Genomic DNA, 23,670 nt, shown 5'->3' on the forward strand with positions numbered 1-23,670 from the left:
AACCCATCGCCGACGCCGGCACTGCCCCCCGAGGACCCCGACCACGAGGCGGGCTGGCACTTCGGCCAAGTCTTCCTCGGCCTGATGACCCAGCTCTGGCGCGAAGGCGTCATCCAGTCGGCCATCGCACCGGTTCCCGCCCCGGCCTGGTGGGCACAGCTCGACGACGACCTTCGCGTACTGCGGGCTCTGCCCTTCGCGACGGTCTGCGTCGCGCTGGCCGCCGCCGGGAATGCGCTGGCATCCGGCAGCGCGGTACCGCCGGGTGCGCTGCTGCTCGGCTGGGCGCTCGTCGGTGTCGTCGCCATGCTCGCGGCGCGGCGGGAGCGCTCGCTACGGGCGATCGTGGGCGGCCAGGTCCGTCGGCCGCCCACGTCGCGGCGGGAAGCGGCGCTGCGCACACCGTCGTGGCGGCGACGCACGCCCCACTCCGTCATGCGGTCCGTTGAACGGTGTACAGCCCGGCGCCCGGTGCTCCGATATGGTTTGTCCATGGCATCACGAGCCTCGATCCCGGATTCCCGCCCGCGCTCACGCTGGGCCGCGGGGCTTCCCGCGATCACCGCAGAGAAGATCGTCGACCAGGCGCTGGTCCTGACCGAGACGCACGGCCTGGACAACTGGACGGTGCGTCAGCTCGCCGCGGCGATCGAGGCGTACCCGGCCGTGGTGTACCACCACGTCGGTGACCGGGAGGCCGTGGTGAACGCGGTGCTGGAGCGGGTGGTCGGCATGCTGCCGGTGCCGCCGACCGCGCTGCCGTGGCGGGACTGGTTCCGCGTGCTGCTCAGCGGGATGCGCGGGGTGCTGCGTCGTTATCCCGGTGTGGCCAGGCGGCTGGCCGCGCACGGCCCGGGGGTCGAGCGGGCCGCGCCGATCATCGACCGGGGCGTCACGCTGCTCCAGGAGGCGGGCTTCGGCAAGGAGAGCGTGCTCGCGTACAACGTGCTGCTGGGGACGGCGTGCCAGCTGATGGCGATCGAGGACGACCGGGAGCACAACCCCGAGCTGCGGGCCAGGATGTCGCAGCTGTACGCGCAGTCGCGCACCCGCGAGGACATGCCGGGTCTGGCGGCGATGGGCGCCTTCGTGCACGAGGTCTCGGAGCAGCCCGATCAGCTCGCCGGGTTCTACGCGAGCTTCTACGACTACGCGGTCGAGCGCACGCTCGACGGGATAGCCGCCCGGTTGGAGCAGGTCCGGCCCCGTTGACGGCCGTGAAGGGGGTGCCCGGGCAGCACCGGGCACCCCCTTCGGCGCCGGGGCGCTCCTACGCCGCCGGGACGTGCCAGTCGCGGGCCCGCTCCTGCGCCGCCCACATGCGGGCGTAGCGGCCGCCGGGGTCGGCGATCAGCTCGGTGTGGGTGCCGCACTGGGCGACCCGGCCGTCCTCGATCACCAGGATCTGGTCGGCGCCGACGATCGTGGACAGCCGGTGGGCGATCACCACCACGGTCTTGCCGGCGACCAGGGCCTCGATCGCCTCCTGGACGACGACCTCCGACTCGCTGTCCAGCGCGGCCGTCGGCTCGTCGAGCAGCACCACCGGGGCGTCCTTGAGGATGGCCCGGGCGATGGAGATCCGCTGGCGTTCGCCGCCCGACAGCGCGGAGCCGATTTCGCCGACCCTGGTGTCGAGCCCCAGCGGCAGCCCGGCGATGAACTCGTGCACGTTGGCGGCCCGTGCGGCGGCCTCGAGCTCGGCCTCGGTGGCGTCGGGGCGGCCCATCGCGATGTTCGCGCGGATCGTGTCGTCGAAGAGGTACACGTCCTGGAACACCACGGCGATGTGGCGCAGCAGTTCGTCCGGATCAACGGTGGACACGTCGGTCCCGCCGAGCCGCACGGTGCCCGAGGTCGGGTCGGCGAAGCGGGTGATCAGTTTGGTGACGGTGGTCTTGCCCGAGCCGGACGGGCCGACGAGTGCGGTCATGCTGCGCTCGGGCACGTCGAAGGAGACTCCGCGCAGGGTGGGCTCGGACTGGCCGCGGTAGCCGAACTCCACGTCCTCGAAGCGGATGTCGAAGGTCTCGGGCGGCGTTCCGCCGGGCCGGACCGGCAGCGGTTCGACGGCGAGGACGTCGCCGACGCGGCTCAGCGAGGCCTCGGCCATCTCGAAGAGTTGCGTCATCGTGGAGGCGAGCGCCAGCGGTTCGGCGAACCGGGCCGCGGTCACGGTGATCGCGACCAACAGTGGCAGCGACAGGCCGGCGTCCAGGACGAGCGCGGCGCCGGCCGACACCAGGGCCACGATCGCCGCCTGGACGAGCAGTTGCGCTCCGGCGACCGGGATCGAGGCCGATCGGGCGGCCGCCGACTGGGCCTCGTGCTGGTGCCGCAGAGCGGGCAGCAGCCGCGGCGAGTCCGCGCCCGCCTGCCCGGTCGCCTTGAGCACCGGCAGGCCCTGGACGTACTCGACGATGCGGTCCGAGGCCTCGGCGTCGGCGGTGTTCACGCCCTGGTACCCGGCGTTGGAGCGCCGCTGCACGGTGCGCACCAGCGGGATCGCGGCGAGGGTGGCGAGCACGAGCACCGCCCCGAGCCGCCAGTCCAGGGCCAGGACGAGGACGCCCAGCAGGAGCGGGACGGTGATCAGCCGCACGAACAGCGCCGCGAGCGAGGAGATCGCGGTGGCGGCGCTGGTGACGTTGTGCCCGACGACGGTGGTGAGGTCGCCGGCGGCGCGCCGGTTGAGTTCCTGCTGCGGCATCGAGCGCAGTTTGGCCCCGAGCCGCAGCCGCGCGTCCTCGGTGACGAGATGCCAGTAGTCGTAGGTGAAGCCCATCTCGCGGATGCGCAGCGCCGCCTCGGCGGCCACCAGCGCCGCCAGGACGGCCACCCACAGCCAGGCCCGCCCGGTGTCCACCGGGTCGCCCGCGAGTGCGGTGAGCAGGGGGACGAACACCGCGTAGGCGGCGGTCTGGACGGCGGTCGCCGCGAGCGAGACGCGCAGTGTGGCGCGGAACTGCGGGGCGTAGGGCCCCGCCGCGGTCAGCATGAGTCGCAGGATCCGCGTCATCGGTTGGCCTCCACGGTTCGGTTGGCAGCCTTGGTCCGGTTGGCCGGCAGTCCCCAGGTCGACGCCTTCGCGTGGCGTTCCCAGAGCGCGGCGTAGCGCCCGCCGGCGGCGGCGAGTTCGGCGTGCCGGCCGGTCTCGACGACCTTCCCGCCGTCCAGGACGACGATCTGGTCGACGTCGACGATCGTGGACAGCCGGTGGGCGATCACCAGGACGGTGCGGCCCTTGGTCAGCCGGCCCAGGGCTTCCTGGATCACCGCCTCGTTCTCCGGGTCGGCGAAGGAGGTCGCCTCGTCAAGGATCACGATCGGGGCGTCGGAGAGGATCGCCCGGGCGATGGTGATCCGCTGCCGCTGGCCGCCGGAGAGCAAGCCGCCGCGCTCGCCGACGACGGTGTCGTAGCCGTCGGGCAGATCGTTGACGATGAACTCGTGCGCGGCCGCCGCCATCGCGGCCGCGTGCACCTCGCCGTCGGTCGCGTCCGGTTTGGACAGCCGGATGTTCTCCGCGACGGTCCCGCTGACCAGGAACGGTTCCTGGAAGACCAGCGCGACGTGACGCAGCAGCAGGTCGCTGGGGATGTCGCGCACGTCGATGCCGCCGACGCGCACCGAACCCTCCTGGACGTCGTAGAAGCGCGGGACGAGCCGGGCGACGGTCGACTTGCCGGAGCCCGAGGGACCGACCAGCGCGCACACCGTGCCGGCCGGGATGTCGAGGTCCACGGTGTCCAGCGCGGGCCTGCCCCGGTCGCCCGTGTATCCGAAGGTGACGCCGCGCAGGGCGATGGACGCGTCCTGCGGCTCCTTCGGGTGCTCTGGTTCCGGCAGCGGCGGGATGGCCAGTACCTCGGCGATGCGGGCGGCGGCGGCCTTGGAGTCGTTGAGGTAGCCGTTGAGGTGCATCAGCGGGGCGATCGCCTCGATCGGCATCGCTCCGATCAGCAGGGCGATGAGCAGTTCGGTCGGGGTGATCCAGTGGGCGGCGAGCATCGGCACCGAAGTGGCGGCGACGATGAGCAGGGTGGGTAGCGGCACGATGAACAGCTGGGTGACGATGCCGGCGGCGCGCGTGGTGGCGATCCAGTCCCCGACCGCCACGGTGAAGGAGCGGACGGCGCCGGAGTAGCGCCCGAAGGAGCTGCGGCCGTCGTCGAAGGTGCGGACCACCGGCATGCCCTGGACGAACTCCACGACCGCGGCGTTGACGTCCTCGTTGGCGCGGTTGTAGCGGTCGCGCTGTTCGGCGTAGTCGCGGGTCATGAAGGACAGGCAGGCCACCGCGAGCGGCACGACGAGCAGGACGGCGGCGAGCAGCCGCCACTGGACGAGGCCGAGCGCGACCAGCGCCGCGACCGGCTGGGCCACGCTGGAGCCGACGAACGGCAGCGCGTCGGCGACCACGCTGTGCAGCGCCTTCACGTCGTCCTGGAGGACCTTCTTCAGCCGTCCCGAGCCCAGCCGGTGCACCTCGCCGAGCGGCATGCGGGCCAGGGCGTCGGCGAGCGTGCGGCGCAGGGTCACCTCCAGTTCGAAGCTCGCCTCGTGCGTGGTGCCCTCGGCCAGCCACCGCGCTCCGAAGGAGCCGGCCAGGCCGGTGAGCGCGCCCGCCGCCCACCATCCGACCGCCCGACCGGACGGCGCCGGGGCGAAGAGCTCGCCGACGGCGAAGCCCAGGCAGACGAATCCGGCGACGGCGGCGATGCCGGAGAGCACGCTCAGCCCGGCGGCCCTGGTGAGGCCGGCGCGGGCCGGGGGTGACAGGCTCACCAGCTCCATCACCTGGCGCAGGCCGTTGGGTGTCCGCGACGCGTGCGCGGCCTCCTCGGAACTGCTCATGGTCTTCTCAGTGCTCCTCGGTTCCGGTGTGGTTAGGATCGGACTCAGCCGCCATTGAACAGTGGACAAGAACTTAGCCTACCCTAAGTGAATGTGTCGAGAAGTACGTGTGTCGAGACTCTTCGGAAGGACCGCTGATGCTGCCTGGATTCGTCGAGTGGCCCGGTGACCTCGCCGCCCGTTACCGCGAGCGCGGGTACTGGCGAGGGAGAACGCTGGGCGCGTCGCTGCGCGCGTGGGCGAAGGAGCGGCCGGACGCCGAAGCCGTCGTGGACGGGGACCGGCGCTGGACGTACGCCGAACTCGACGCCCACGCCGACCGGTTGGCCGCCGGCCTGCACGGCATCGGGCTGGCGCCGGGCGACCGCGTTCTGGTGCAGCTGCCGAACGTCGGCGAGTTCCTGCCGCTGTGCTTCGCGCTGTTCCGCCTCGGTGCGGTACCGGTGCTCGCGCTGCCGGCGCACCGGGAGACCGAACTCGTCCACCTGGCCCGGCTGTCCGGGGCGGCCGCGTACGTCATCGCCGACACCCACCTCGGCTTCGACTACCGCGCCCTCGCCCGTACGGTCCGCTCGCAGGCTCCCGGGCTTCGGCACGTGGTGGTCGTCGGCGAGGCCGAGGACTTCACCGCGCTGTCCGAACTGGACCGCGCGGAGGACACGGTGGACTTCCCGGAGCCCGATCCCGCGGACGTGTCGCTGCTGCTGCTGTCCGGCGGCACCACCGGGCTGCCGAAGCTGATCCCCCGGACCCACGACGACTACGCCTACAACGCGCGTGCCAGCAGCGAGGTCGCCGGCCTGGGCGCGGACAGCCGCTACCTGGTCGTGCTGCCGATCGCGCACAACTTCCCGCTCGCCTGCCCCGGCGCGTTCGGCACCCTGCACGCCGGAGGCACGGTGGTCTTCTGCCCGACGCCCAGCCCGGAGGACGCCTTCGCCCGGATCGAGCGCGAGCGGATCACCGTGACCGCCCTCGTCCCGCCGCTGGCGCTGCTCTGGCTGGAGGCCGCCGAGTGGACCGCCGCCGACCTGAGCAGCCTGGAGCTGCTCCAGGTCGGCGGCTCCCGACTCAAGGCCGAGGCCGCCGCCCGGGTGCGGCCCGTGCTCGGCTGCCGGCTCCAGCAGGTGTACGGCATGGCCGAGGGCCTGTTGAACTTCACCCGGCTGGACGACCCGGAGGAACTCGTCCTCAACACCCAGGGCCGCCCGCTCGCCGAGGACGACGAGGTGCGCCTGGTCGACGAGGACGACGTCGAGGTCGCCCCCGGCGAGGTGGGCGAACTGCAGGTGCGCGGCCCGTACACGCTGCGGGGGTACTACCGGGCCAAGGAGCACAACCGCGGCGCGTTCACCGCGGACGGTTTCTACCGCAGCGGCGACCTGGTGCGGCGCCTGCCCAGCGGCCACCTCGTGGTGGAGGGCCGGGTCAAGGACGTGATCAACCGCGGCGGGGAGAAGGTCCCCGTCGAGGAGGTGGAGAACCTCGTCCTCGGCCACCCCTCGGTGCACGACGTGGCGATCGTCGGCCTCCCCGACGAGGCGCTCGGCGAGCGCAGCTGCGCGTTCGTCATAGCCCGTGGAACGCCGCCGACCCGCGCCGACCTGACCGGCTACCTGACCGACCTCGGCCTGGCCGCGTTCAAGCTGCCGGACCGGGTCGAGGTGCTGGACGCCTTCCCCCGGACGGGACTCGGCAAGGTCGACAAGCGGGCACTGGCGGCGCTGCTGTCGCGGTAGCGCGATCACCAGGTGACCGGCAGGCGCCGGGGCCCACGGAAGAAGGTGGCGGTCTTCCACTCGATGTCGCCGTCGAGCCGCAGCCCCGGCAGCCTGGTCGCCAACACCCGTATCGACTCGATGAGTTCGACCCGGCCGAGGGCGGAGCCGATGCAGTGGTGCATGCCGTGGCCGAAGGCGAGGTGCGCCTGCGCCTCCCGGCCGAGGTCGAGCCGCTCGGGCTCGGCGAACCGGCGGGCGTCCCGGTTGGCCGCGCCGATCGACACGAACACCGGCTCGCCCTTGCGCACCAGGGTGCCGCCCACCCGCACGTCCTCCAGCGCGTAGTGCGGGAACATCGCGCTGGAGGCCAGCGGGACGAACCGCAGCAACTCCTCGACGGCGCCCGGCATCAGGTCCGGGTTCGCGCGCAGCCGGGCGTACTCGTCGGGGTGGTCGAGCAGGGTGACGACGAAGTTGGGGATCTGCGAGGAGGTCGCCTCGTAGCCGGCGATCAGGATGGCGATGCACAGCTGCACCAGCTCGACCTCGCTCAGCTGGTCGTCCACGTCGCGGGCCTCGATGAGAGCGGTCATCAGGTCCTCGCCCGGCTCCGCCCGGCGCCTGGCGATCAGGCCGAGGATGTACTGCGACAGCTCACCGAGATTGCGCCGGATCCGCTCGGCGTCGGCGGCGTCAGTGGAGAGCAGGGAGTCGTTCCACTCCTTGAACCTCGACTGGTCCTCGATCGGGACGCCGAGCAGCTCGCAGATCACCGACATCGGGATCGGCAGCGCGAAGTCCCGTACCAGGTCGGCGGATCGACCCGCGGCCTCCATCGCGTCCACCAGCTCGCCCGCGAGCTTGCGCACCATGCCGGTCGCCGCCACCTTCGCCTTCGCCCGCGACGACGGCGCCATCCTCGGCGACCTCGCCCGTCTGGACACCATGGTCACCGTCGTCGACGCGGTGAACTTCCTGCCCGAGCTGCACACCGGCGACGAACTGACCGAGCGCGGCCTGGACCAGTACGAGGACGACGAACGCACCGTCAGCGACCTGCTCATGGACCAGGTCGAGTTCGCCGACGTCATCGTCCTCAACAAGACTGACCTGGTCACCCCTGCCGAGGCCGACCAGCTCGCGGCGACCCTGAGCCGGCTGAACCCTGCGGCCCGGATCGTCCGGTCGGTCGCCGGGCGGGTCCGACCCGAGGAGGTGCTCGGCACCGGCCTGTTCGACGTCGCCCGGGCCCAGGAGGCGCCCGGCTGGGTCGCCGAGCTGAACGGCGACCACGTGCCCGAGACCGAGGAGTACGGCATCTCCAGCCTGGCCTTCCGGGCCGACCGCCCATTCCACCCGGCCCGCCTCTGGGACCTGGTCAGCCACCGGCTGGACGGCGGGGAGTTCGGCACGGTGCTGCGCTCAAAGGGGTTCTTCTGGCTCTCCTCGCGTCCCCACGTCACCGGGCTGTGGTCGCAGGCCGGCTCGGTCGCCCGCTTCGAGCCCTCCGGCATGCGGGCGGCTCTGCCCGGCACCGCCGCCTCCGACCAGCTCACCCAAGGGCAGGAACTGGTCTTCATCGGCACCGGCCTGCGCGAGGAGGAACTGCGTGCCGCCCTGGAGCAGTGTCTGCTGAGCGGCACCGAACTCGCGTCAGCCCCCGAGGCGTGGCAGGCCGACGACCCCTTCCCTGCCTGGGAGGAGTACTGCCTCAACGGGCACGACATCCACCACGGCGAGCCGGCGCGCAGCACCGTTCCTTCGTCGGCCAGCTGACCGGGTGTGTGCCCCATTCAGCCTTTCCTCCTTGGGAGTTGACCGGCTGCCCACCGCCGGGGATGGTACTTGTACTCGGCCACCGGCTTCTCGGTGTGCCGTTCGTGGCAACGCACGCCGCCGTAGGCGGAACTGACCAGCCGTCGGCCATCGCGCGGCCAGGCCACGTCGGTCACAGTGCTCGGCGCAAGGTCGGTACCCCACTGGCGCACGCCGTCCGGATCCAGCACCTGCACCCGTCGGCCGCAGGCGATGGCGACCCGGTCCGACGAGGCCCACCGTACGGCGGCTGACCGGGCCCCGGTCTCGGATGCGAGGAACCGGCCGTCCGAGCGCCGCCACAGGCCGTAGCCTGTCGGCCCGGCCAGAGCGAGGTGGGCGGCGTCCGGGGAGAACTCGAGAGGTTCATCGGCCGCAGCCGCGACCCGCAGAAGAGCCTCGCGGGCCGCAAGGTCCGGCTCACCGGCTTCGTCTCCCCCGGGGCGCAGCCGGGCGAGTGGTACCTCAACCGGCTGGTCGTCAGCTGCTGCGCGGCCGACGCCCGCCGGCTGCGCGTCCTGGTGCACGCGACCGGCCCGGCCCCGGCCGAGGACAGCTGGGTGGACCTCACCGGCGTCTGGCGGCCCGTCCCGGACACGCCGTCCACCGCCGCTCCGCAGATCGACGTCTCCGAGCAGCACGCCGTCCCCCAACCTCGGGCCCCCTACCGGGACGTGCCAACCTCGGACCAGTAGCCGCCGCCCAGTTGGCAGTCCGCCACCGACAGCGATCTCGCACCGGCTCTGCTCCTCGGAAATTCATGGGCAAGGAGCGGTAAAGCCGACGACCGCCACCTTGTCGCCCTCGAAGACCCGTCAGTAACCTCAAGGCCCGCACCCAGTCGGCGGCAATCCGCCACAGTGCGGTCATCGACGGGCCATTGCCTGAACGTGCCTGTCATGAACCTGGCATTCCACCCCTCTGGAACGCCCAACTCCCGTACAGCGCAAGCACCACGCCGGCCCACGGCCACCCGCCGGGGCCGGCGGCACACGCCGAGATCCGTCAGCACGGGCACGAGCCCGTACCGGCGAGAACCCCCCATGCCGGCACCGGCCACGCCCTCGTCCCCCACGGAGGGTCGAACCTTGCGCTCCAACTCCCCCACCGGTGTGCGCCCACGGGCGCGCAGACTCCTCGCAGCCCTGCCCGCCCTCGCGATGGCCGCCACCGGCCTGCTCGCCGTCACCACCCCCGGCGCGAGCGCCCAGGCCTCCGGGCAGAGCGGCGTGACCACCAAGCGGGTCTGCGCCGCCCCGAGCCACCCCGGCGAGATGGCCTGCCTGGCCCTCGCCCGCACCGACCTCGCCCAACACCTCACCCTGGCACCGAACATCACCCCCTCCGGGTACGGCCCGAGCGACCTCGCCTCCGCCTACAACCTGCCCGCCTCGGCCGGCGCCGGCGCCACCGTCGCCATCGTGGACGCCCAGGACGACCCCAACGCCGAGTCCGACCTCGCCGCCTACCGCTCGCAGTACAACCTGCCGGCCTGCACCACCGCCAACGGCTGCTTCAAGAAGGTCGACCAGCGCGGCGGCACCAGCTACCCGAGCGCCGACAGCGGCTGGGCCGGCGAGATCTCGCTCGACGTCGACATGGTCAGCGCGGTCTGCCCCAACTGCCACATCCTGTTGGTCGAGTCCGACGACGCCTCCATGCAGAACCTGGGCGCCGCGGTCAACACGGCCGTCTCGATGGGCGCCAAGTACGTCTCCAACAGCTACGGCGGCGCCGAGGACTCCACCGACCCCTCCTCCGACGCGAGCTACTTCAACCACCCGGGCGTCGCGATCACCGTCTCCTCCGGTGACTCCGGCTACGGCGTCGAGTACCCGGCGGCCTCCCAGTACGTCACCGCCGTCGGCGGCACCAGCCTCAACCGCGCCTCCAACACCCGCGGCTGGAGCGAGAAGGTCTGGGGCAGCAGCTCCGGCGGCAACGGCGCCGGCTCCGGCTGCTCCGCCTACGACCCCAAGCCCAGCTGGCAGAAGGACACCGGCTGCGCCAAGCGCACCGTCGCCGACGTCTCCGCCGTCGCCGACCCGGCCACCGGCGTCGCCGTCTACCAGACCTACGGCGGCTCCGGCTGGAACGTCTACGGCGGCACCAGCGCCTCCTCCCCGATCATCGCCGCCGTCTACGCCCTCGCCGGCACCCCGGCCTCCGGCACCACCCCAGCCTCCTACCCGTACGCCCACACCGGCTCGCTGTACGACGTGACCAGCGGCGCCAACGGCAGCTGCTCGCCGTCCTACCTGTGCACCGCCGGCGCCGGCTACGACGGCCCGACCGGCCTCGGCACCCCCAACGGCACCGCCGCCTTCACCTCCGGCAGCACCGGCGGGAACACCGTCACCGTCACCAACCCGGGCAGCCAGAGCACCGCCCAGGGCTCCGCCGTCAGCCTGCAGATCCACGCCAGTGACTCGGCCACCGGCCAGACCCTCACCTACAGCGCGAGCGGCCTGCCGGCCGGCCTGTCCATCAACGCCTCCACCGGCCTGATCACCGGCACCGCGACCACCGCCGGCAGCTCCACCGCGACCGTGACCGCCACCGACGGCACCGGCGCCAGCGGCTCCACCACCTTCGGCTGGACCGTCACCGGCACCGGCGGCGGCTGCACCGCCACCCAGCTGCTCGGCAACCCCGGCTTCGAGACCGGCAGCGCCGCGCCCTGGACCGCGAGCTCCGGCGTCATCGACAACAGCAGCAGTGAACCCGCCCACGGCGGCAGCTGGAAGGCCTGGCTCGACGGCTACGGCAGCACCCACACCGACACCCTCGCCCAGACCGTGACCGTGCCCGCCGGCTGCAAGGCCACCCTCAGCTTCTACCTGCACATCGACACCGCCGAGACCGGCACCACCGCGTACGACAAGCTGACCGTCCAGGCCGGCACCACCACCCTGGCCACCTTCAGCAACGTCAACGCGGCCGCCGGCTACACGGTGCACAGCTACGACCTGAGCGCCTTCGCCGGCCAGAGCGTCACCGTCAAGTTCACCGGCACCGAGGACTCCTCGCTCCAGACCAGCTTCGTCCTCGACGACACCGCCCTCACCACCTCCTGACACCCCGGCACTCCCAAGGAGCCGCAGCGCCCCCGCGCCGCGGCTCCTCCCTGCGCACACTCCTCATGGGAGACCGACCAGCCGCTGACGCCGTACGTCTGGTAGACCGCGACACCGGTGGCCGGGTCGGCGACGGTCGACACGTCCGAGATGGTGCGCTGGGCTCAGCCGGTGTCCTTCTGCCAGCTCGGCTTGGGCTCGTAGGCCGAGCAGCCGGAGCCGGTGCCCTCGGTGGAGCTGGTGGACCAGAGGCCGCGGCGGGTGAGCTCGAGATGGTAGTGCTCAAGCACTACATCGCCTACCGGCGCATGCTGAACGTGGCGTCGGCGATCTTACAGCCGTCGCCCTCCACCGGGCGATCCTGGTGTATCTGCGGCTGGACCCAGACAACGGTGGAGCTGGAGGAGGGCTTCACGCGGGACGTACGGGGCATCGGGCACCTGGGGACGGGTGGTGACCTGGAGGTGCGGATCGCCTCGTCGGCGGACGTGGAGAAGGCGGTGCCGCTGATCCGCCGGGCGGTCGAGGAGTCCTGACGGACGAAGAAAGGGCGGCTGGAGCTTGGTGCTCCAGCCGCCCCTTCGCGTCTGCGGCCGGTCCGCCTCGGCCTGGTGGTGGTTCTCACGTCATGCCTCCGGTCCGGCGAGGACGAAGTCGTCCTGGGTCAGCTCGGCGCGCAGCCGCTGTTCGGCGAGGTCGGCGTAGTGGGGGCTGAGCTCGACGCCGAGGAACTGCCTGCCTTCGCGCAGGGCGGCGACGCCGGTCGAGCCGCTCCCGGTGAAGGGGTCGAGGACGGTTCCGCCTTCGGGGCAGATCTGGACGAGCTGCTGCATGATCTCCACCGGCTTCTGGGTGGATGTGGACCCGGTCCTTGCGGGGCTGGGAGGCGATGAAGTGGCCGGGCAGGTAGAGGTCGCGGCTGTTGTCGAGGGTGCCCTTGACGCCCCAGGTGATGAACTCGGCGGACTGCTTGAAGCCTCCCTTGCGGGGCCGGCTGGAGGGCTTGATCCACGGGATGGTGCCCTGCCAGGTCCACCCGGCCATCTGGAGGGCGTCGCTCGTGGTGGGTTCCCGCCGCCAGTCGGAGAAGACCATCGCGACCGAGTGCTCGGTGCTTGCCCGGTACGCCTCGGTGAGCAGTTCGGTGAGCCAGGAGCGGTAGGAGCGCTGGTCGCGGTTCTCGCCGGGGAAGGTCTTGAGGTCGTGCGCGGAGCCGGCCTGTACGTACTTGGCTCGGGCGTCGCGGCTGGTGCGTTCGGAGCTGGTTCGCCCGCCGCTGTTGTACGGGGGGTCGGTGATGACGGCGTTGACGGACTCGTCGGGCAGGGACTTGAGCACGGTCAGGGCGTCGCCTCGGTGCAGCTTGTAGCTCACTGGTTCCTCTTTCAGGGCAGGGGTGGGCCCGCTCCGGGCGACGCCCGGCGGCAGCCGCCGGGAGCGGGGATGCAGGGGAAGGTAGCGGCGATCCACGGCCGCGCCTAACGAGCGGTTCCCCTGGGACCGGCCCTGGTCGGGGGTCGTTTGGTGCGGCCGTCTTTCGCGTCTACTGTCTCGCCATGCCAACCGGGCAGGGGCCAACTCGGCCCGGCTCGGCATGTGTTGATCCGTGCTGCCTCGTCCAAACCGGGGCTGTCAGCGGATCGCTCTCCCCTATCCCCAGCCCGAGGAGGCGCTGTGTTCCGGCTGAGATTACGAGCGCGGCTGGCTGCCGCGCGTGACCCGAGACCGGCGCCGTGGAGCTACCAACTCCCCTGATCCGGGCCCGCCCTGAGCGAGGGCGGTTTCACCACCGGCGCGGTGCCGGCGACTTCTTCGCACGAGAGGCCGACACCGCGCCCTCCTACGAACCCCGCAAGGAGCCGCTGCGATGCAGCATGCCCTGGCACACCCGTGCCCTCATCCACCTCCGCCAACCGCCGGGCGCCGCCCGGGTGATCGGCGGCGGCCGTGAAGAAGACCGTCGGTGCTCTCGTCGGTGTCGTCGCCTGCGGCCCGCTGCTGCTCGCCCTGCCGGTGGTGATCGTCGGTGCGGGCAACGCGTCGGCGACGCCCGCCTCCTGTCCGCCGGGCGGTGGTCCACAGGGTGTGGACAGCTCCGCTGTCGCGGCGCAGGTGGAGTCGCTCCTCAAGGGCTCCAGTCCGCTCAGCGCTCCGAGCGTGGCAGGGCTGGACAAGCCGAACGAGCAGGTCCCCAACGCCAAGACCATTCAGGCCACCGGCGTCGCCATGCATATCCCCGTCCACGGGCAGATCGTCGCCCTGGCGACCGCTCTGCAGGAGAGCGGACTGCGGAACGCCAACGGGGGCGACCGGGACTCGCTGGGCCTGTTCCAGCAGCGGCCCTCGCAGGGCTGGGGCACGGCGGCGCAGATCATGCAGCCGGTGTACGCCTCGACGAAGTTCTACGAGGCGCTCAACCAGGTCAGCGGCTGGCAGTCGATGACCGTCACCCAGGCAGCCCAGGCGGTGCAAAGGAGCGGCTACCCCGACGCCTACGCGAAGTGGGAGCCGCTGGCGACCGCGTTGCAGAAGGCGATCGAGCCGCTGCTCGCTCCCGCCGGCACAGCCTCGCCGCCGCCCGGAGGGAGCCCGACGCCGGCACCCTCCCCTCCGGCCGGCGCCACCGCGAGCCCCTCGCCCGGCACCGGCAGCTGCGGGACGTCGACGACGGGCGGCGACGGCACCGACTTCGGCACCATCCCGGCCGGCTCGCTGCCGGCCGGGTACGCGATCCCGGCGGGACGCGCCGCAGCAGGTCCAGACCGCGATCCGCTGGGCGCTGGGCCAGTTGGGCACCCCGTACCAGTGGGGCGGGTCGTGCGCGAACGCGCACGGGCCGGACCCCATGGGCCGCTGCGACTGCTCCTCGCTGATGCAGATGGCCTGCAAGGCCGCCGGCGTCTCCCTGGAGCGGACCACCTACGCCCAGGTCAAGCAGGGTACCGCCGTGTCGACGGACGCGCTCAAGCCCGGTGACCTGCTGTTCACCCGGGGAAGTGCCGCCGTGCCGGAGCACGTCGGGATGTTCATCGGCTCGGGGCTTGTCGTGCAGGCCCCCAAGACCGGTGACGTGGTCAAGATCTCGACCCTCGCCGAATGGCGGCCGGAGATCCTCGCGGCCCGCCGCGTCGTCTGACCGGCACCTCTCCCCCTCCCTTCCTCCCCTCTCCGGGCTGCCTTGGCGCGCCCGAAATCCGAACTGGAGTTCTTCATGTACCTCGCGGACGCGGTCACGCAGCTCGCGTACAACCCCGGCATCACCCCCAACGAGGGTGGCCTGCCCGGACTTTCGGTCCTCAAGCAGGTGATGGGCTCGATCAACCTGTTCGGGATCATCGCGATCGTCGGGGCGCTCGCGGTGAGCGCCGGGGTGTGGGCCTGGGGCCACCACTCCGGCGGCCACCAGGCCGAGGCCAACGGCAAGAAGGGCGTGCTGGTCAGCGCGGGCGCCGCGCTGTTGATCGGCGCGGCGAACGGCATCGTGTCGTTCTCGGTGGTGACGTCGAGGACGCCACGGCGCGTAAGAAGGCCGGCGTGGTGGTGAGCAAGGCTGCCGTTGCGGAGCTGGACGTCGGCCCGGAAACGAAGGACAAGGCGAGTCAACGCCCTGGTCAGCGATGTCGAGGACTGGGATGCTTGCCACCTTGGGGCGAGCCTCGCACTACGCCAGACGCTTGGCAGTTACGACTACGGCGGTCTCGGCGAAGAAGAACCGCGCGCCCGCAGCCGCCTCCTGCACCGCCGCGTGCCATGCCTCGACGTCCTCGATGCCTACAAGGCCCTTCCCCCGAGCTGCTGTGTGGATCAGCGCTTGCCTCATTCGAGCATGGTCGCCTTGATCGAGAAGTGGGTTGTCTCCACCTGCCACCGGCGGTGGTAGAGCTCCACGAGTTCCCGTGCGGGGTGGCGCTCGTGGTCGAGGAGGCTGGTGATCAGTCGCCAGGGTTCGCGCCGGGTGGCGCCGTCGGCGAGGGTGACGGTGATCCACGCCTCGATCACGCGCACCGGCAGCACGCCATAGCCACTCCCGGCCCGGTAGGGGGCGGCCAGGCGGGCCAGGTAGGAGCCGTCGGGCAGGCGGCGCTGGATGGTCGGGCGGCGCCGGGCGGAGGAGCGTACGAGGAACTGTGCGCCGGTCGCGGTCACTTCGCGCAGGAACTCCACGGCGTCGAAGGCGGCGTCGCCGAGCGGCAGCATCGAGGCATCCAGGCAGCTCAGCAGGCGGCGCGCGTAGGGAAGTTCACCCTCGTCCTCGGGGCCGAAGCAGGCGGCGAGTACGTCAAGGGCTGCGGTGAGCTTGCCCCACACCGCGCGGTAGGAGCACTGCTCGAACAGGGCCAGGGCCAGAACGAAGTACACCACGACCCGGGACGGCAGTAGCCGAAGCCGCTTCTCGCGTGCCCCGGTCTCCTCCAGCACCGCGTCGACCAGCGCGAAGTCCACGATCTGGGTCAGCTCGCCCAGATGCCCAGGCGCATGGACACCTGCGGCTGTCTCGATGGTGCGGGTGATGGCAGACTTCTCCTGCAACGGGACCCCTGTGCTTGATCGACTCTCTTCGCCGATCGTTGATCTACAGGCGTCCCGTTGCCTCATTCAACCCCTTGACCTGCGGCCTCACACGTAAACGCAACGGTGTTGCAGTCATCAGCCTCATGGAATCAGATTGTCTGAGACAGAGCCCGACGGCGAGGGGGACGGGGACGCCCGGAGGAGCGCGAGAAGTCGGCCGGTCCGACTTCTCGCGCGGGCATGAGGGGGAACGGAAGGCCGAGCAGCGGTTGGCGTCGGCACGGTAGCGTTGGTGACCATCTGTCATGTCAGCGCGAAGGAAGCGAGGTTCACCATGGCCAAGGTGCGAGTTCCGGTGACGGCGGGGGTCCTGCTCGCTCTGGCCGCCGTGGCCGGGTGTTCCAGTGAAGGTTCACCGAAGGCGGTCGGCCCGACGGAGGCGATATCCGTCGCCCCGACAGTCAAGGTGACTGTGACGGACTTCCCGACCCGATACCCCATCCTGCCGGCCCCGACGCCCACCCTGACCGCCCCGGTCGTGGATCCGTCGATCGTCCTCGGGAGCGCCCTCAGGGCGTATCTGCCCACCGAGGAGACCGTCCCGTCGGGTTGGACCCTCAACAGCAAGTACGGCCCCAGCACCCCGTCGGACAGCGGATCGCAGGTGCTCTCCGCCACCACGGGGTTGGGGCCCACGGCGCCGTGCAGCGTCATGAACAACCTGACGGTGCTGGACGGCTACGCGGCGTACGCCCGCCAGGACATAAGGTCCACCGACGGCGAGCACGCCGCCGGGGTGACCGTGGCCTCCTTCCGCGCCGGCGACGCGGCGAAGCAGCTGGGTGTGATCAGGGACTTCGCGGCGCGCTGCCCGTCGTTCACCGAGAAGGGCACGGGCCAGGGCCACAGCGATATCGAGATACGCCTCGTCGCCAAGCCGGTGGCCGGACTGGGCGACGAGGCACTGGACTTCAAGATGCTCCCGGAGGGGGGCTACCTGGGCACCGAGACGATCCTCGTCCGCATCGGCGACCGAGTGCTGGACCTCCTGGTCAACGCCGACAAGTCAGGGGAGTTCCCTGACGCGGTGTCGCTGGCACGGGAGTTGGCCAAGCCCGTGAAGTAGCCGGTCAGTCGCCGTGGGAGTTGGCGGGGGGTGGGGAGGCGAGTTCGCACCAGGTGGTCTGGCCCTGGCCCTGTTCGAGCAGTGCTCCTACCGCGCGGTGTGGGGCAAGCTCACCGCAGCCCTTGACGTACTCGCCCCTGTCCGCCCGGTTGCATCGTCGCTGGCCAGTGCCCGACGCCGGGTGGGAGCGGTCCCGTTGCGCCGCCTGTTCGAGGTCCTCGCGGGCCCGGTCGCCGATCGCGGCCAGGCCGGGCAACAGATCCCAGGAGCCGTCGGTGGACGCGTCGTCCGTGATCAACAACTCGACATCGCCGTGGGTCTGCGCGAGCACGGAGCGCACCGACGCGCCGAGCGTCGGTGCGCTGTTGTGCACGGGCATCACGACAGACACGAGCGGCGGCACAGCTGCTCCTTACCCAGGTGGAGTCGTCGGCCAAGGCTATACGCGGGAACTTCCGCTTGCCGCCGTCCCGCCGGGGCTGCCGGGACACCCCCTGCCGAAGGAGGACCCGACCTTGTGGTGAGGGGCCCGGCCGGAATCGAAAACGTGGTCTTCGACCCGGGCTCGCCGAGAACCGCCGGGAACCGCCCGACGCTTGGACGCGAATTCGAACAGGGAGCAGGATCAACCCCCATGGAAGAGCTGCTGCACGTCGCCAACTTGGTTGCTAATAAGCTGAATTCGCGCTTCAAGGGCGACCCCGAAAAGCTCCGGATGCTGCAAGGGCTCAAGGTCCAGGAGGAGGCCGGCGAACTCGCCGAGGCTGTCATCGGAGCGCTCGGGCTCAACCCGAACAAGGGCCACTCCCACACCTGGGACGACGTGCGTGCCGAGGCGTGCGACACCGCCCTCACGGCGCTCGTCACGCTCTGCATGCTCGGCGGCGACCCCGCCTGGTTCCTCGCCGAGCACCTGCACACCATCCGGACCAAGGCCGAGGGCTGGGAGGCCACCGCTTGACCACAACCGCCACCCCCGACACGGACGAGCAGCTGGAGTTCAGCGGCGACAAGCGCCGCGTCGAGGTGACCCGGGCGATCACCGTCACCGCGATGGACCGGCCTGGTCGACGAGGAGTGGGGGCGCCGCTACGGCCGCCCGGTCCGTCTGGGCCAGAACCCCACCCGGCCCAAGACCAGGATCCTCGCCGCCGGCGACGACGCCTGCCGCCTGCTGGAGCACCTTCACCGGCACGGACCGGGATACCGGCCCGGCCCGCAGGCCGAGGCACTGCGGCAGATCCTCGTGCAGAACTATTACCGCGATGCGGCGGGCCGCCTGCGCTAGCGCGCCGCCGACGAGGGCGGCCTGCCGCCCTCGTCGGCGGCGATCGTCTCCCCGTACGACACCACGGCGCGCTATGGCCGACAGGTCACCTGCCCCCGAGGCCAGGTCAGCCAAGGCTGGCACGGCCCCTACCCGACCTCCTCGCCCACTGCGGCACCCCTGATCGTGGCGCGGTTCACCAAGGGCCAGTGCCAGCCGTGTCCGGACCGCCCCCGGTGCACCACTTCCCGCGAGAGCGCCCGGAACGTGGGCTTCCCCCGCGCGAACTCCGCGACCTGCAGATCCACGTCCGTGCGGAGCAGCAGACACCCGAGTGGAAGGCCCGCTACGCGGTCCGCTCCGGTATCGAGGGCACCATCAACGAGTTCGCCCACGGACACGGCATGCGCCGCTGCCGCTACCGAGGACAGCCGAAAGCCCACCTGCAGCACGTACTCACGGCCATCGCCGTCAACATCGAACGACTCAGCGGCCAGTCAGCCACAGAGGAAGCCCCGTCAACGAGATCGCCGACCGCCTTCCAGACCTACCTGGACGAGAACGACATCCCCCGGCCGAAGTCCTGGAGAACCCTTGGCACCTGAGCTCGATCGTCCAAGATCCCCGACAGAGTCAAGCTCGGAGCATAGAAGCGGATGAGACGGGCAGCCCAGTCGACGATCGAGAGCGGAGCAATCTCTTCCTATCGGGCATAACGTCATGAAAATGGAAATTCCTTGCGCCATACGCCCCACGCGGCCTCGTTCTCGGGGATCACGACGTGCCGCATGTCTGGCGGAGGTGTCCCGCGTTGCCTGCGGGCACGAGGTTCTTGTCCCGCCGCACGATGCTGACCTTGTCTCCCCAGCCTCGGCACGCGGTCTTCATGCCGGAGTCGGTGTACTCGATGACGATCACGTTGTCGCCGAACGCGGCGGTGTAGTCGCCGCATTCGTTGTACTGGCCGCACTCCTCCACCACGGCGAAGTCGACGCCGACCTCCTTGCGGACCGGGGCGAGCTCCGGCGTGTTCTTCTGGCCGATGGCCAGGCCCTTCTCGTGCGCGCGGGCCGCGAGCAGGGAGAGGAACGCCTTGGCGTCATCCGCGGTCAGCAGCCCGCCTGGCACCCGGGTGTAACTGTCGTAGTTGTCGGGATCGACGGCCTGGTATCCCTTGGCCGCGCACTCGTCGATCCAGGTGTTCACCTTCTGCGCGATCCGCTTGCGCTTGGCATCGGTGTGGACGTCCAGCACCGCCTCCCCCCATTCCTTGTCCATCACGACCGCGTCCGCCTTGTCACGGAGCAGCAGGTCGGCGTCCCACTCCTTCTCCGCACCGGGCTGGGCCTGGAAGCCGTTGATGTAGCAGATGTTGTAGATGCCCTGCGCGGACGGCGCCGTGTGGTCACGGGCGACGACGGTCACGCCCGGCGCAGGAGTGGAGGGACCACCGAGCTGGTAGTCGAAGCCCGCGTGTACCGGGGGAAGCGTCACCTGGGACGGTCGCCCGCCGGGTTCACCCGAAGGCGTGCCGGGCGCAGCCGGCGCCCCCTGGGACGACGAGGGCGCCTCCTCGGAACTCCCGCCGCTCGAACAGGCGGTGGTGAGAAACGAGGTGATGACGGCCGATGCCGTCAGCGCCACGACCGAGCGCGGGGAGAGAACCCTGTTCACATGCATGATCGATATTCCGGTTGTAGGGGGACCGTGCCTGCTTCGGACGCCGCGACCGGCGCGGTGTCACAGCCGCCGCCACCTGGCGCGTCATCGCCTCCTCCGATCCCTTGGGACGAGTGGACGGCTCCACTGTGTCCGACGCCGGATGAGCGGAGGATGAGGCACCGGAACGGTGTCACCGGCGCCCGGCCGGCCCTCGCGGTTCAGCCGCTCGTCCGCTCCGGCAGGCACAACTCGGCCACGGTCCCGCCTCCGAGGGCTTCGGACAGCCGAGCGGTGCCACCGTGGAGTTCGGCCACCCAGCGTACGATGGCCAGTCCCGTGCCGGTGCCGGTGCTCCCCGCTCCGGCGACCCTGCGCTCGAAGACCCGCTCGTGCTCCCCTGCAGGCACGCCGGGGCCGTGGTCGCGCACCGCGACCCGGCCGGCGGTGACCGTGACCTCGACCGGAGTGCCGCCGCCGTGGCGGAGGGCGTTCTCGACGAGGTTGCGGACCGCCTGGGCCAGCAGTTCGGGATCTCCCTCGACGACGACCGCCTCGGCGCTGACCGTCACCCCGTCCGTGTCCGGCAGCTCCTCCACGGTCTGCTCGACCAGTTGGTCCAGACGCAGTGGGGTGCGTTCGATCTCCTGGGTGCCCGCCTCGACCCTGGCCCGGGCCAGCAGTCCGGTGACCAGGCGCCCCAGCCGGTCGACCAGCCGGGTCGCCTCGTCCAGGGCTGCCGGTGCCCCACCCTCGGCGGTGTTGCCCTGCTCCACCACCACGCGCAGGGTGGCGAGCGGCGTGCGCAGTTCGTGTGCGGCTTCGGCGAGGAACTGTTCCTGCTGTTCGAGTCCGCGCAGGGCGGGTCGCATGGCGCGCCCGGTCAGCAGGTGGCCCACCGCGGCCGCCACCAGCACGAGCACGGAGCAGCCGGCGGCCAGCCACTCGACCAGCCGCACGTGGTCCGCCTCGCTGCGCGCCGGGTCGGTCCCGACCAGGACGGCGGAGCCGAGGACCTTGCCGTCCCAGACCGGGGCCACGGCCCAGCGGTACGAACGGCCGTCGGCCGCGGGGGCGGTGACCACCACGGTTTCCTGCGCGCGCTGGACCGTCCGCCAGAGCTCCTCCAGCCGGGTCTGGTCCGGCAGGGCGGTTCGCGCGGGCTGGGCGTGGCGGAGCTGCGGAGCCGCGCCCGGTGCGGCCTGGATCACGCCGAGGGCCATGGCGTGGTCGGCGAGGCTGTCGTCGTAGATCCCGTCGAGGCGCAGTACTCCGCCGTCGTCGTAGTAGAGCACTCGCGCCAGGCCGTCGGCGCCGTGGCTCACCCTGTCGTCCAGGCCACGGGCACGGGACCGGCCGTCGGTGTGGACGGCGATGGCGGCGAGCACCACCAGGCAGGCCGCGGTCGTGGTGGCGAAGAGCAGGGTCATCGCCCACCGGACGCGATACAGGCGTGCGACGGCGGGCGTACGCCCGGTCACGGGCGATCGGCCGGATCGGCGAGGCGGTACCCGGCGCCGCGGACCGTCTCGATGAGTTCGGGCGGCCCGAGCCGGCGGCGCAGCTGGCCGATGAGGACGTCCACGACGTTGGAGAGCGGCTCGGTGTGCTCGTCCCAGCAGCGGTCGATGAGCTCGCTGCGGGTGACCACCTCGCCGGCCCGCAGCATCAGCACCTCCAGCACCGCGAACTCCTTCGCGGTCAGGGTGAGCAGCACACCGGCGCGGCGCACCCGACGGCGGGGGAAGTCGAGTTCCAGATCGCCGACCCGCAACTCGGGCAGCCGCGCGGGCTGGTCCCGGCGGCACAGCACCCGCACCCGGGCGTTCAGCTCGACGAACGCGAACGGCTTGACGAGATAGTCGTCGGCGCCGTGCTCGAAGCCGGCCACCCGGTCGGCGACGGCGTCCAGCGCAGTGAGCAGGAGCACTGGAAGCCTGGAGCCCGCCCTGCGCAGGGCAGCGACCAGCGTGAGCGCGTCCCCGTCCGGCAGGGAGCGGTCGGCCACCACGCAGTCGTAGGCGTTGACGGCCAGTTTGAGGTCGGCCTCGGCGAGATCACCGGCCAGGTCGACAGCGAATCCCGCCTCCCGCAGCCCCCGCACAACCACCGGGGCCAGCCCCGCATCGTCCTCGATCACCAGTACGCGCACGACAGGTGAGCCTACCGGGACGAGATCGGCCTCACGCTCGGCCGGGCGGGCCGCAATGGTCGGCATCAGCACCATCCCGGAGCCGACCCCCATCACCATCGCCGCCCGGACCACCCGCCAAGCCGGCACCCCGGGTTCACCCACTTCTGAGGCTTCCGGTTCGGGGTGATGTCTCAGGGTGGAGTGAGGATCAGTCCGGTTTCGCGGATGAAGCCGTCGAGGAGATCGGCGCGGTACTGCATTTTCTTCAGCCGGGTGCGGGTCTTGGCGGCGAGTTGTCGGATGGTGCAGGCCGCCAGGTTGGCCAGGGACTTCTTCAGGTGGGCCCAGACGCCTTCGGTCGGGTTGAGGTCTGGTGTGTAGGGCGGGAGACGGAAGACGGTCAGCCACTCGCGGCGGGTTTCGAGCAGCTCGCGCATGACGACATCCTTGTGTTGGGTGGCGTTGTCCCATATCAGGACGATCTTGGCGTCGAGCTGCCGGTGGGCGGTGTCCAGCAGAGCCGCGAAGTCGTCCTCGCGGAAGCCCTTCTTCTCGCCCTTGCGGCCGGTGTGGACCAGCATCCGGTAGATGAGCCGGCTACGCCGGCCCGGGCTGGAGCACACCAGGGCGGCCAGCGACACCCGCCCGGAGCCCTTGCCGGTGACCTTCACCACGGGGGTGTTCCCACGGCGCGCCCACGTTCTGGCCTTGGGCGGTCGCAGGCTCTGCCCCGCCTCGTCCTCGAAGACCAGCCACGCCTCCTGGGCCCGTACGGTCTTCTCGATCTCGGGCCAGACCTCCCGCATCCACCGCTCGACGGCCTGCGGATCGCGTTCGGCGGCCCGGCGCACCGGGACCTGCACGCTGAAGCCCATCTCGTGCAGGATCCGGGAGATCTGCGAGTCGCTGAACCTCACGTGGAAGCGCCTGGCGACCAGCAGCGCGATCCGGGGCAGTGTCCACCGCTGATCCTCCACCCAGCAGCGTGGCTGCGCCGCCACGGCGCGGACGCACTGCGCGACGCCGCTCCCTACCCGCCCGTGGACCTGCCCACCCCGCTCCAGGTGACCGGCACGGCCGGAAGTCTGGTCCTCGCCCACTACCTGCTCGCGCACAACATCGGCGGCCACTTCGGCGCCGCCGACGACGAACGCCGCGAGACCGTGTACTCCCGGGCCTCGACCCGGAGGACCATCGCGGGTACCTGCTGCGCCCGAGCGAGGCCGGCCGGACCCTGCTGCGCGAGGTGTACGAGGCGCGACGGCAGTCGTTCACCGAGCGCTTCACGGACTGGGGACGAGGACGTCGCCGTGTACGCCGAGTAGCTGGTGCGCTACGCCGCGGCGGACTGACTGCGCCGCGGTCCCGTCCGGACCCCGGGGTACGCCGACGGCCCGGCTCACGCACCGCTACGTGAACCGGGCCGGTCAGGTGGCCGCTTGGCACCCGTCAGCCGCCGGACATCCGGCCGACGGGCGGTACTCGCTCGGACCCATCGGTTC

Annotated in this window: 18 protein-coding genes and 6 pseudogenes; 13 read left to right on the forward strand and 11 right to left on the reverse strand. The window is 71.4% G+C overall.

All coding sequences use genetic code 11. The annotated features are described in order from the left end of the window. The first annotated feature begins 84 nt into the window (after nucleotides 1-84). Nucleotides 85-1,212: a TetR/AcrR family transcriptional regulator gene (locus ACIRYZ_RS14025; RefSeq protein ID WP_402943367.1), complete on the forward strand. Its 1,128-nt coding sequence runs from the start codon at nucleotides 85-87 to the stop codon at nucleotides 1,210-1,212. A gap of 58 nt (nucleotides 1,213-1,270) precedes the next feature. Here the strand turns inward: ACIRYZ_RS14025 and ACIRYZ_RS14030 are convergent, their stop codons facing one another. Together ACIRYZ_RS14030 and ACIRYZ_RS14035 are read right to left on the reverse strand one after the other, a co-directional pair. Then, nucleotides 1,271-3,019: an ABC transporter ATP-binding protein gene (locus ACIRYZ_RS14030; RefSeq protein ID WP_402943369.1), complete on the reverse strand. Its 1,749-nt coding sequence runs from the start codon at nucleotides 3,017-3,019 to the stop codon at nucleotides 1,271-1,273. Further along, the gene (locus ACIRYZ_RS14035; protein WP_402943372.1) at nucleotides 3,016-4,857 is read right to left on the reverse strand and encodes an ABC transporter ATP-binding protein; all 1,842 of its coding nucleotides are present in this window, start codon (nucleotides 4,855-4,857) and stop codon (nucleotides 3,016-3,018) included. Before ACIRYZ_RS14035 ends, ACIRYZ_RS14030 begins: the two co-directional genes overlap by 4 nt. 137 nt (nucleotides 4,858-4,994) lie before the next feature. Here ACIRYZ_RS14035 and ACIRYZ_RS14040 point away from each other — a divergent pair, with 137 nt between their 5' ends. Continuing rightward, nucleotides 4,995-6,596 (forward strand): (2,3-dihydroxybenzoyl)adenylate synthase, encoded by a 1,602-nt coding sequence (locus tag ACIRYZ_RS14040; RefSeq protein ID WP_402943374.1) that lies wholly within the window; start codon nucleotides 4,995-4,997, stop codon nucleotides 6,594-6,596. A 5-nt stretch (nucleotides 6,597-6,601) separates the two neighbouring features. Here the strand turns inward: ACIRYZ_RS14040 and ACIRYZ_RS14045 are convergent, their stop codons facing one another. Beyond that, the gene (locus ACIRYZ_RS14045) at nucleotides 6,602-7,447 is read right to left on the reverse strand and encodes a cytochrome P450 (protein WP_402943443.1); all 846 of its coding nucleotides are present in this window, start codon (nucleotides 7,445-7,447) and stop codon (nucleotides 6,602-6,604) included. 1 nt (nucleotide 7,448) lies between these two features. Here ACIRYZ_RS14045 and ACIRYZ_RS14050 point away from each other — a divergent pair. The 3 genes and pseudogenes from ACIRYZ_RS14050 to ACIRYZ_RS14060 form a co-directional block, all read left to right on the forward strand. Continuing rightward, nucleotides 7,449-8,354 (forward strand): annotated as a pseudogene (locus ACIRYZ_RS14050) (GTP-binding protein); the annotation flags it as partial. Between the two features lie 374 nt (nucleotides 8,355-8,728). Next, nucleotides 8,729-9,088, forward strand: coding sequence for a hypothetical protein (locus ACIRYZ_RS14055; protein WP_402943377.1), 360 nt, complete (start codon nucleotides 8,729-8,731; stop codon nucleotides 9,086-9,088). Between the two features lie 393 nt (nucleotides 9,089-9,481). Next, nucleotides 9,482-11,470, forward strand: coding sequence for a putative Ig domain-containing protein (locus ACIRYZ_RS14060; protein ID WP_402943379.1), 1,989 nt, complete (start codon nucleotides 9,482-9,484; stop codon nucleotides 11,468-11,470). A gap of 70 nt (nucleotides 11,471-11,540) precedes the next feature. Here ACIRYZ_RS14060 and ACIRYZ_RS14065 read toward each other — a convergent pair. Beyond that, nucleotides 11,541-11,721: pseudogene (locus ACIRYZ_RS14065) on the reverse strand (peptidase S8); the annotation flags it as partial. A 21-nt stretch (nucleotides 11,722-11,742) separates the two neighbouring features. Between ACIRYZ_RS14065 and ACIRYZ_RS14070 the strand changes: the two are divergent. Next, nucleotides 11,743-12,006 (forward strand): hypothetical protein, encoded by a 264-nt coding sequence (locus tag ACIRYZ_RS14070; RefSeq protein WP_402943381.1) that lies wholly within the window; start codon nucleotides 11,743-11,745, stop codon nucleotides 12,004-12,006. Nucleotides 12,007-12,096: 90 nt separating this feature from the next. On the opposite strand, the pseudogene ACIRYZ_RS14075 reads toward ACIRYZ_RS14070, so the two are convergent. Further along, nucleotides 12,097-12,844 (reverse strand): annotated as a pseudogene (locus tag ACIRYZ_RS14075) (DNA-methyltransferase). A gap of 573 nt (nucleotides 12,845-13,417) precedes the next feature. Here ACIRYZ_RS14075 and ACIRYZ_RS14080 point away from each other — a divergent pair. Both ACIRYZ_RS14080 and ACIRYZ_RS14085 read left to right on the forward strand, forming a co-directional pair. Next, a pseudogene (locus tag ACIRYZ_RS14080) lies at nucleotides 13,418-14,606 on the forward strand (C40 family peptidase). A gap of 75 nt (nucleotides 14,607-14,681) precedes the next feature. Beyond that, nucleotides 14,682-15,014 (forward strand): DUF6112 family protein, encoded by a 333-nt coding sequence (locus ACIRYZ_RS14085; RefSeq protein WP_402943384.1) that lies wholly within the window; start codon nucleotides 14,682-14,684, stop codon nucleotides 15,012-15,014. A 272-nt stretch (nucleotides 15,015-15,286) separates the two neighbouring features. On the opposite strand, the gene ACIRYZ_RS14090 is transcribed toward ACIRYZ_RS14085, so the two are convergent. Continuing rightward, the gene (locus tag ACIRYZ_RS14090) at nucleotides 15,287-16,000 is read right to left on the reverse strand and encodes a transposase domain-containing protein (RefSeq protein ID WP_402943385.1); all 714 of its coding nucleotides are present in this window, start codon (nucleotides 15,998-16,000) and stop codon (nucleotides 15,287-15,289) included. A 274-nt stretch (nucleotides 16,001-16,274) separates the two neighbouring features. Between ACIRYZ_RS14090 and ACIRYZ_RS14095 the strand changes: the two genes are divergently transcribed. Both ACIRYZ_RS14095 and ACIRYZ_RS14100 read left to right on the forward strand, forming a co-directional pair. Continuing rightward, the gene (locus tag ACIRYZ_RS14095; protein WP_402943388.1) at nucleotides 16,275-17,108 is read left to right on the forward strand and encodes a hypothetical protein; all 834 of its coding nucleotides are present in this window, start codon (nucleotides 16,275-16,277) and stop codon (nucleotides 17,106-17,108) included. Between the two features lie 97 nt (nucleotides 17,109-17,205). Next, a pseudogene (locus ACIRYZ_RS14100) lies at nucleotides 17,206-17,262 on the forward strand (hypothetical protein); the annotation flags it as partial. A 135-nt stretch (nucleotides 17,263-17,397) separates the two neighbouring features. On the opposite strand, the pseudogene ACIRYZ_RS14105 reads toward ACIRYZ_RS14100, so the two are convergent. Beyond that, a pseudogene (locus ACIRYZ_RS14105) lies at nucleotides 17,398-17,487 on the reverse strand (glycosyltransferase family 2 protein); the annotation flags it as partial. A gap of 255 nt (nucleotides 17,488-17,742) precedes the next feature. Between ACIRYZ_RS14105 and ACIRYZ_RS14110 the strand changes: the two are divergent. Together ACIRYZ_RS14110 and ACIRYZ_RS14115 are read left to right on the forward strand one after the other, a co-directional pair. Further along, a complete protein-coding gene (locus ACIRYZ_RS14110) occupies nucleotides 17,743-18,069 on the forward strand; it encodes a MazG-like family protein (RefSeq protein ID WP_402943446.1) in 327 nt (108 codons plus the stop codon). A 524-nt stretch (nucleotides 18,070-18,593) separates the two neighbouring features. Beyond that, a complete protein-coding gene (locus ACIRYZ_RS14115) occupies nucleotides 18,594-18,980 on the forward strand; it encodes a transposase (protein WP_402943390.1) in 387 nt (128 codons plus the stop codon). Between the two features lie 169 nt (nucleotides 18,981-19,149). On the opposite strand, the gene ACIRYZ_RS14120 is transcribed toward ACIRYZ_RS14115, so the two are convergent. The 4 genes from ACIRYZ_RS14120 to ACIRYZ_RS14135 all read right to left on the reverse strand — a co-directional run bounded on the left by ACIRYZ_RS14120 (nucleotide 19,150) and on the right by ACIRYZ_RS14135 (nucleotide 23,085). Beyond that, nucleotides 19,150-20,055, reverse strand: coding sequence for an endo alpha-1,4 polygalactosaminidase (locus ACIRYZ_RS14120; protein ID WP_402943393.1), 906 nt, complete (start codon nucleotides 20,053-20,055; stop codon nucleotides 19,150-19,152). A 200-nt stretch (nucleotides 20,056-20,255) separates the two neighbouring features. Continuing rightward, nucleotides 20,256-21,464 carry a sensor histidine kinase gene (locus ACIRYZ_RS14125; protein ID WP_402943396.1) on the reverse strand — a complete coding sequence of 403 codons (1,209 nt, stop codon included), beginning with the start codon at nucleotides 21,462-21,464 and terminating at the stop codon, nucleotides 20,256-20,258. 47 nt (nucleotides 21,465-21,511) lie between these two features. Further along, nucleotides 21,512-22,186 (reverse strand): winged helix-turn-helix domain-containing protein, encoded by a 675-nt coding sequence (locus ACIRYZ_RS14130; protein ID WP_402943448.1) that lies wholly within the window; start codon nucleotides 22,184-22,186, stop codon nucleotides 21,512-21,514. 173 nt (nucleotides 22,187-22,359) lie between these two features. Beyond that, nucleotides 22,360-23,085, reverse strand: a complete 726-nt coding sequence (locus ACIRYZ_RS14135; protein WP_402943398.1) for an IS630 family transposase — start codon at nucleotides 23,083-23,085, stop codon at nucleotides 22,360-22,362. On the opposite strand from ACIRYZ_RS14135, the gene ACIRYZ_RS14140 reads away from it, so the two are divergent. Continuing rightward, nucleotides 23,086-23,493, forward strand: a complete 408-nt coding sequence (locus tag ACIRYZ_RS14140) for a hypothetical protein (protein ID WP_402943401.1) — start codon at nucleotides 23,086-23,088, stop codon at nucleotides 23,491-23,493. Nucleotides 23,494-23,670: the final 177 nt, after the last annotated feature.

Source organism: Kitasatospora sp. NPDC101155 (assembly GCF_044768305.1).
In the GTDB taxonomy this organism is placed as follows: domain Bacteria; phylum Actinomycetota; class Actinomycetes; order Streptomycetales; family Streptomycetaceae; genus Kitasatospora.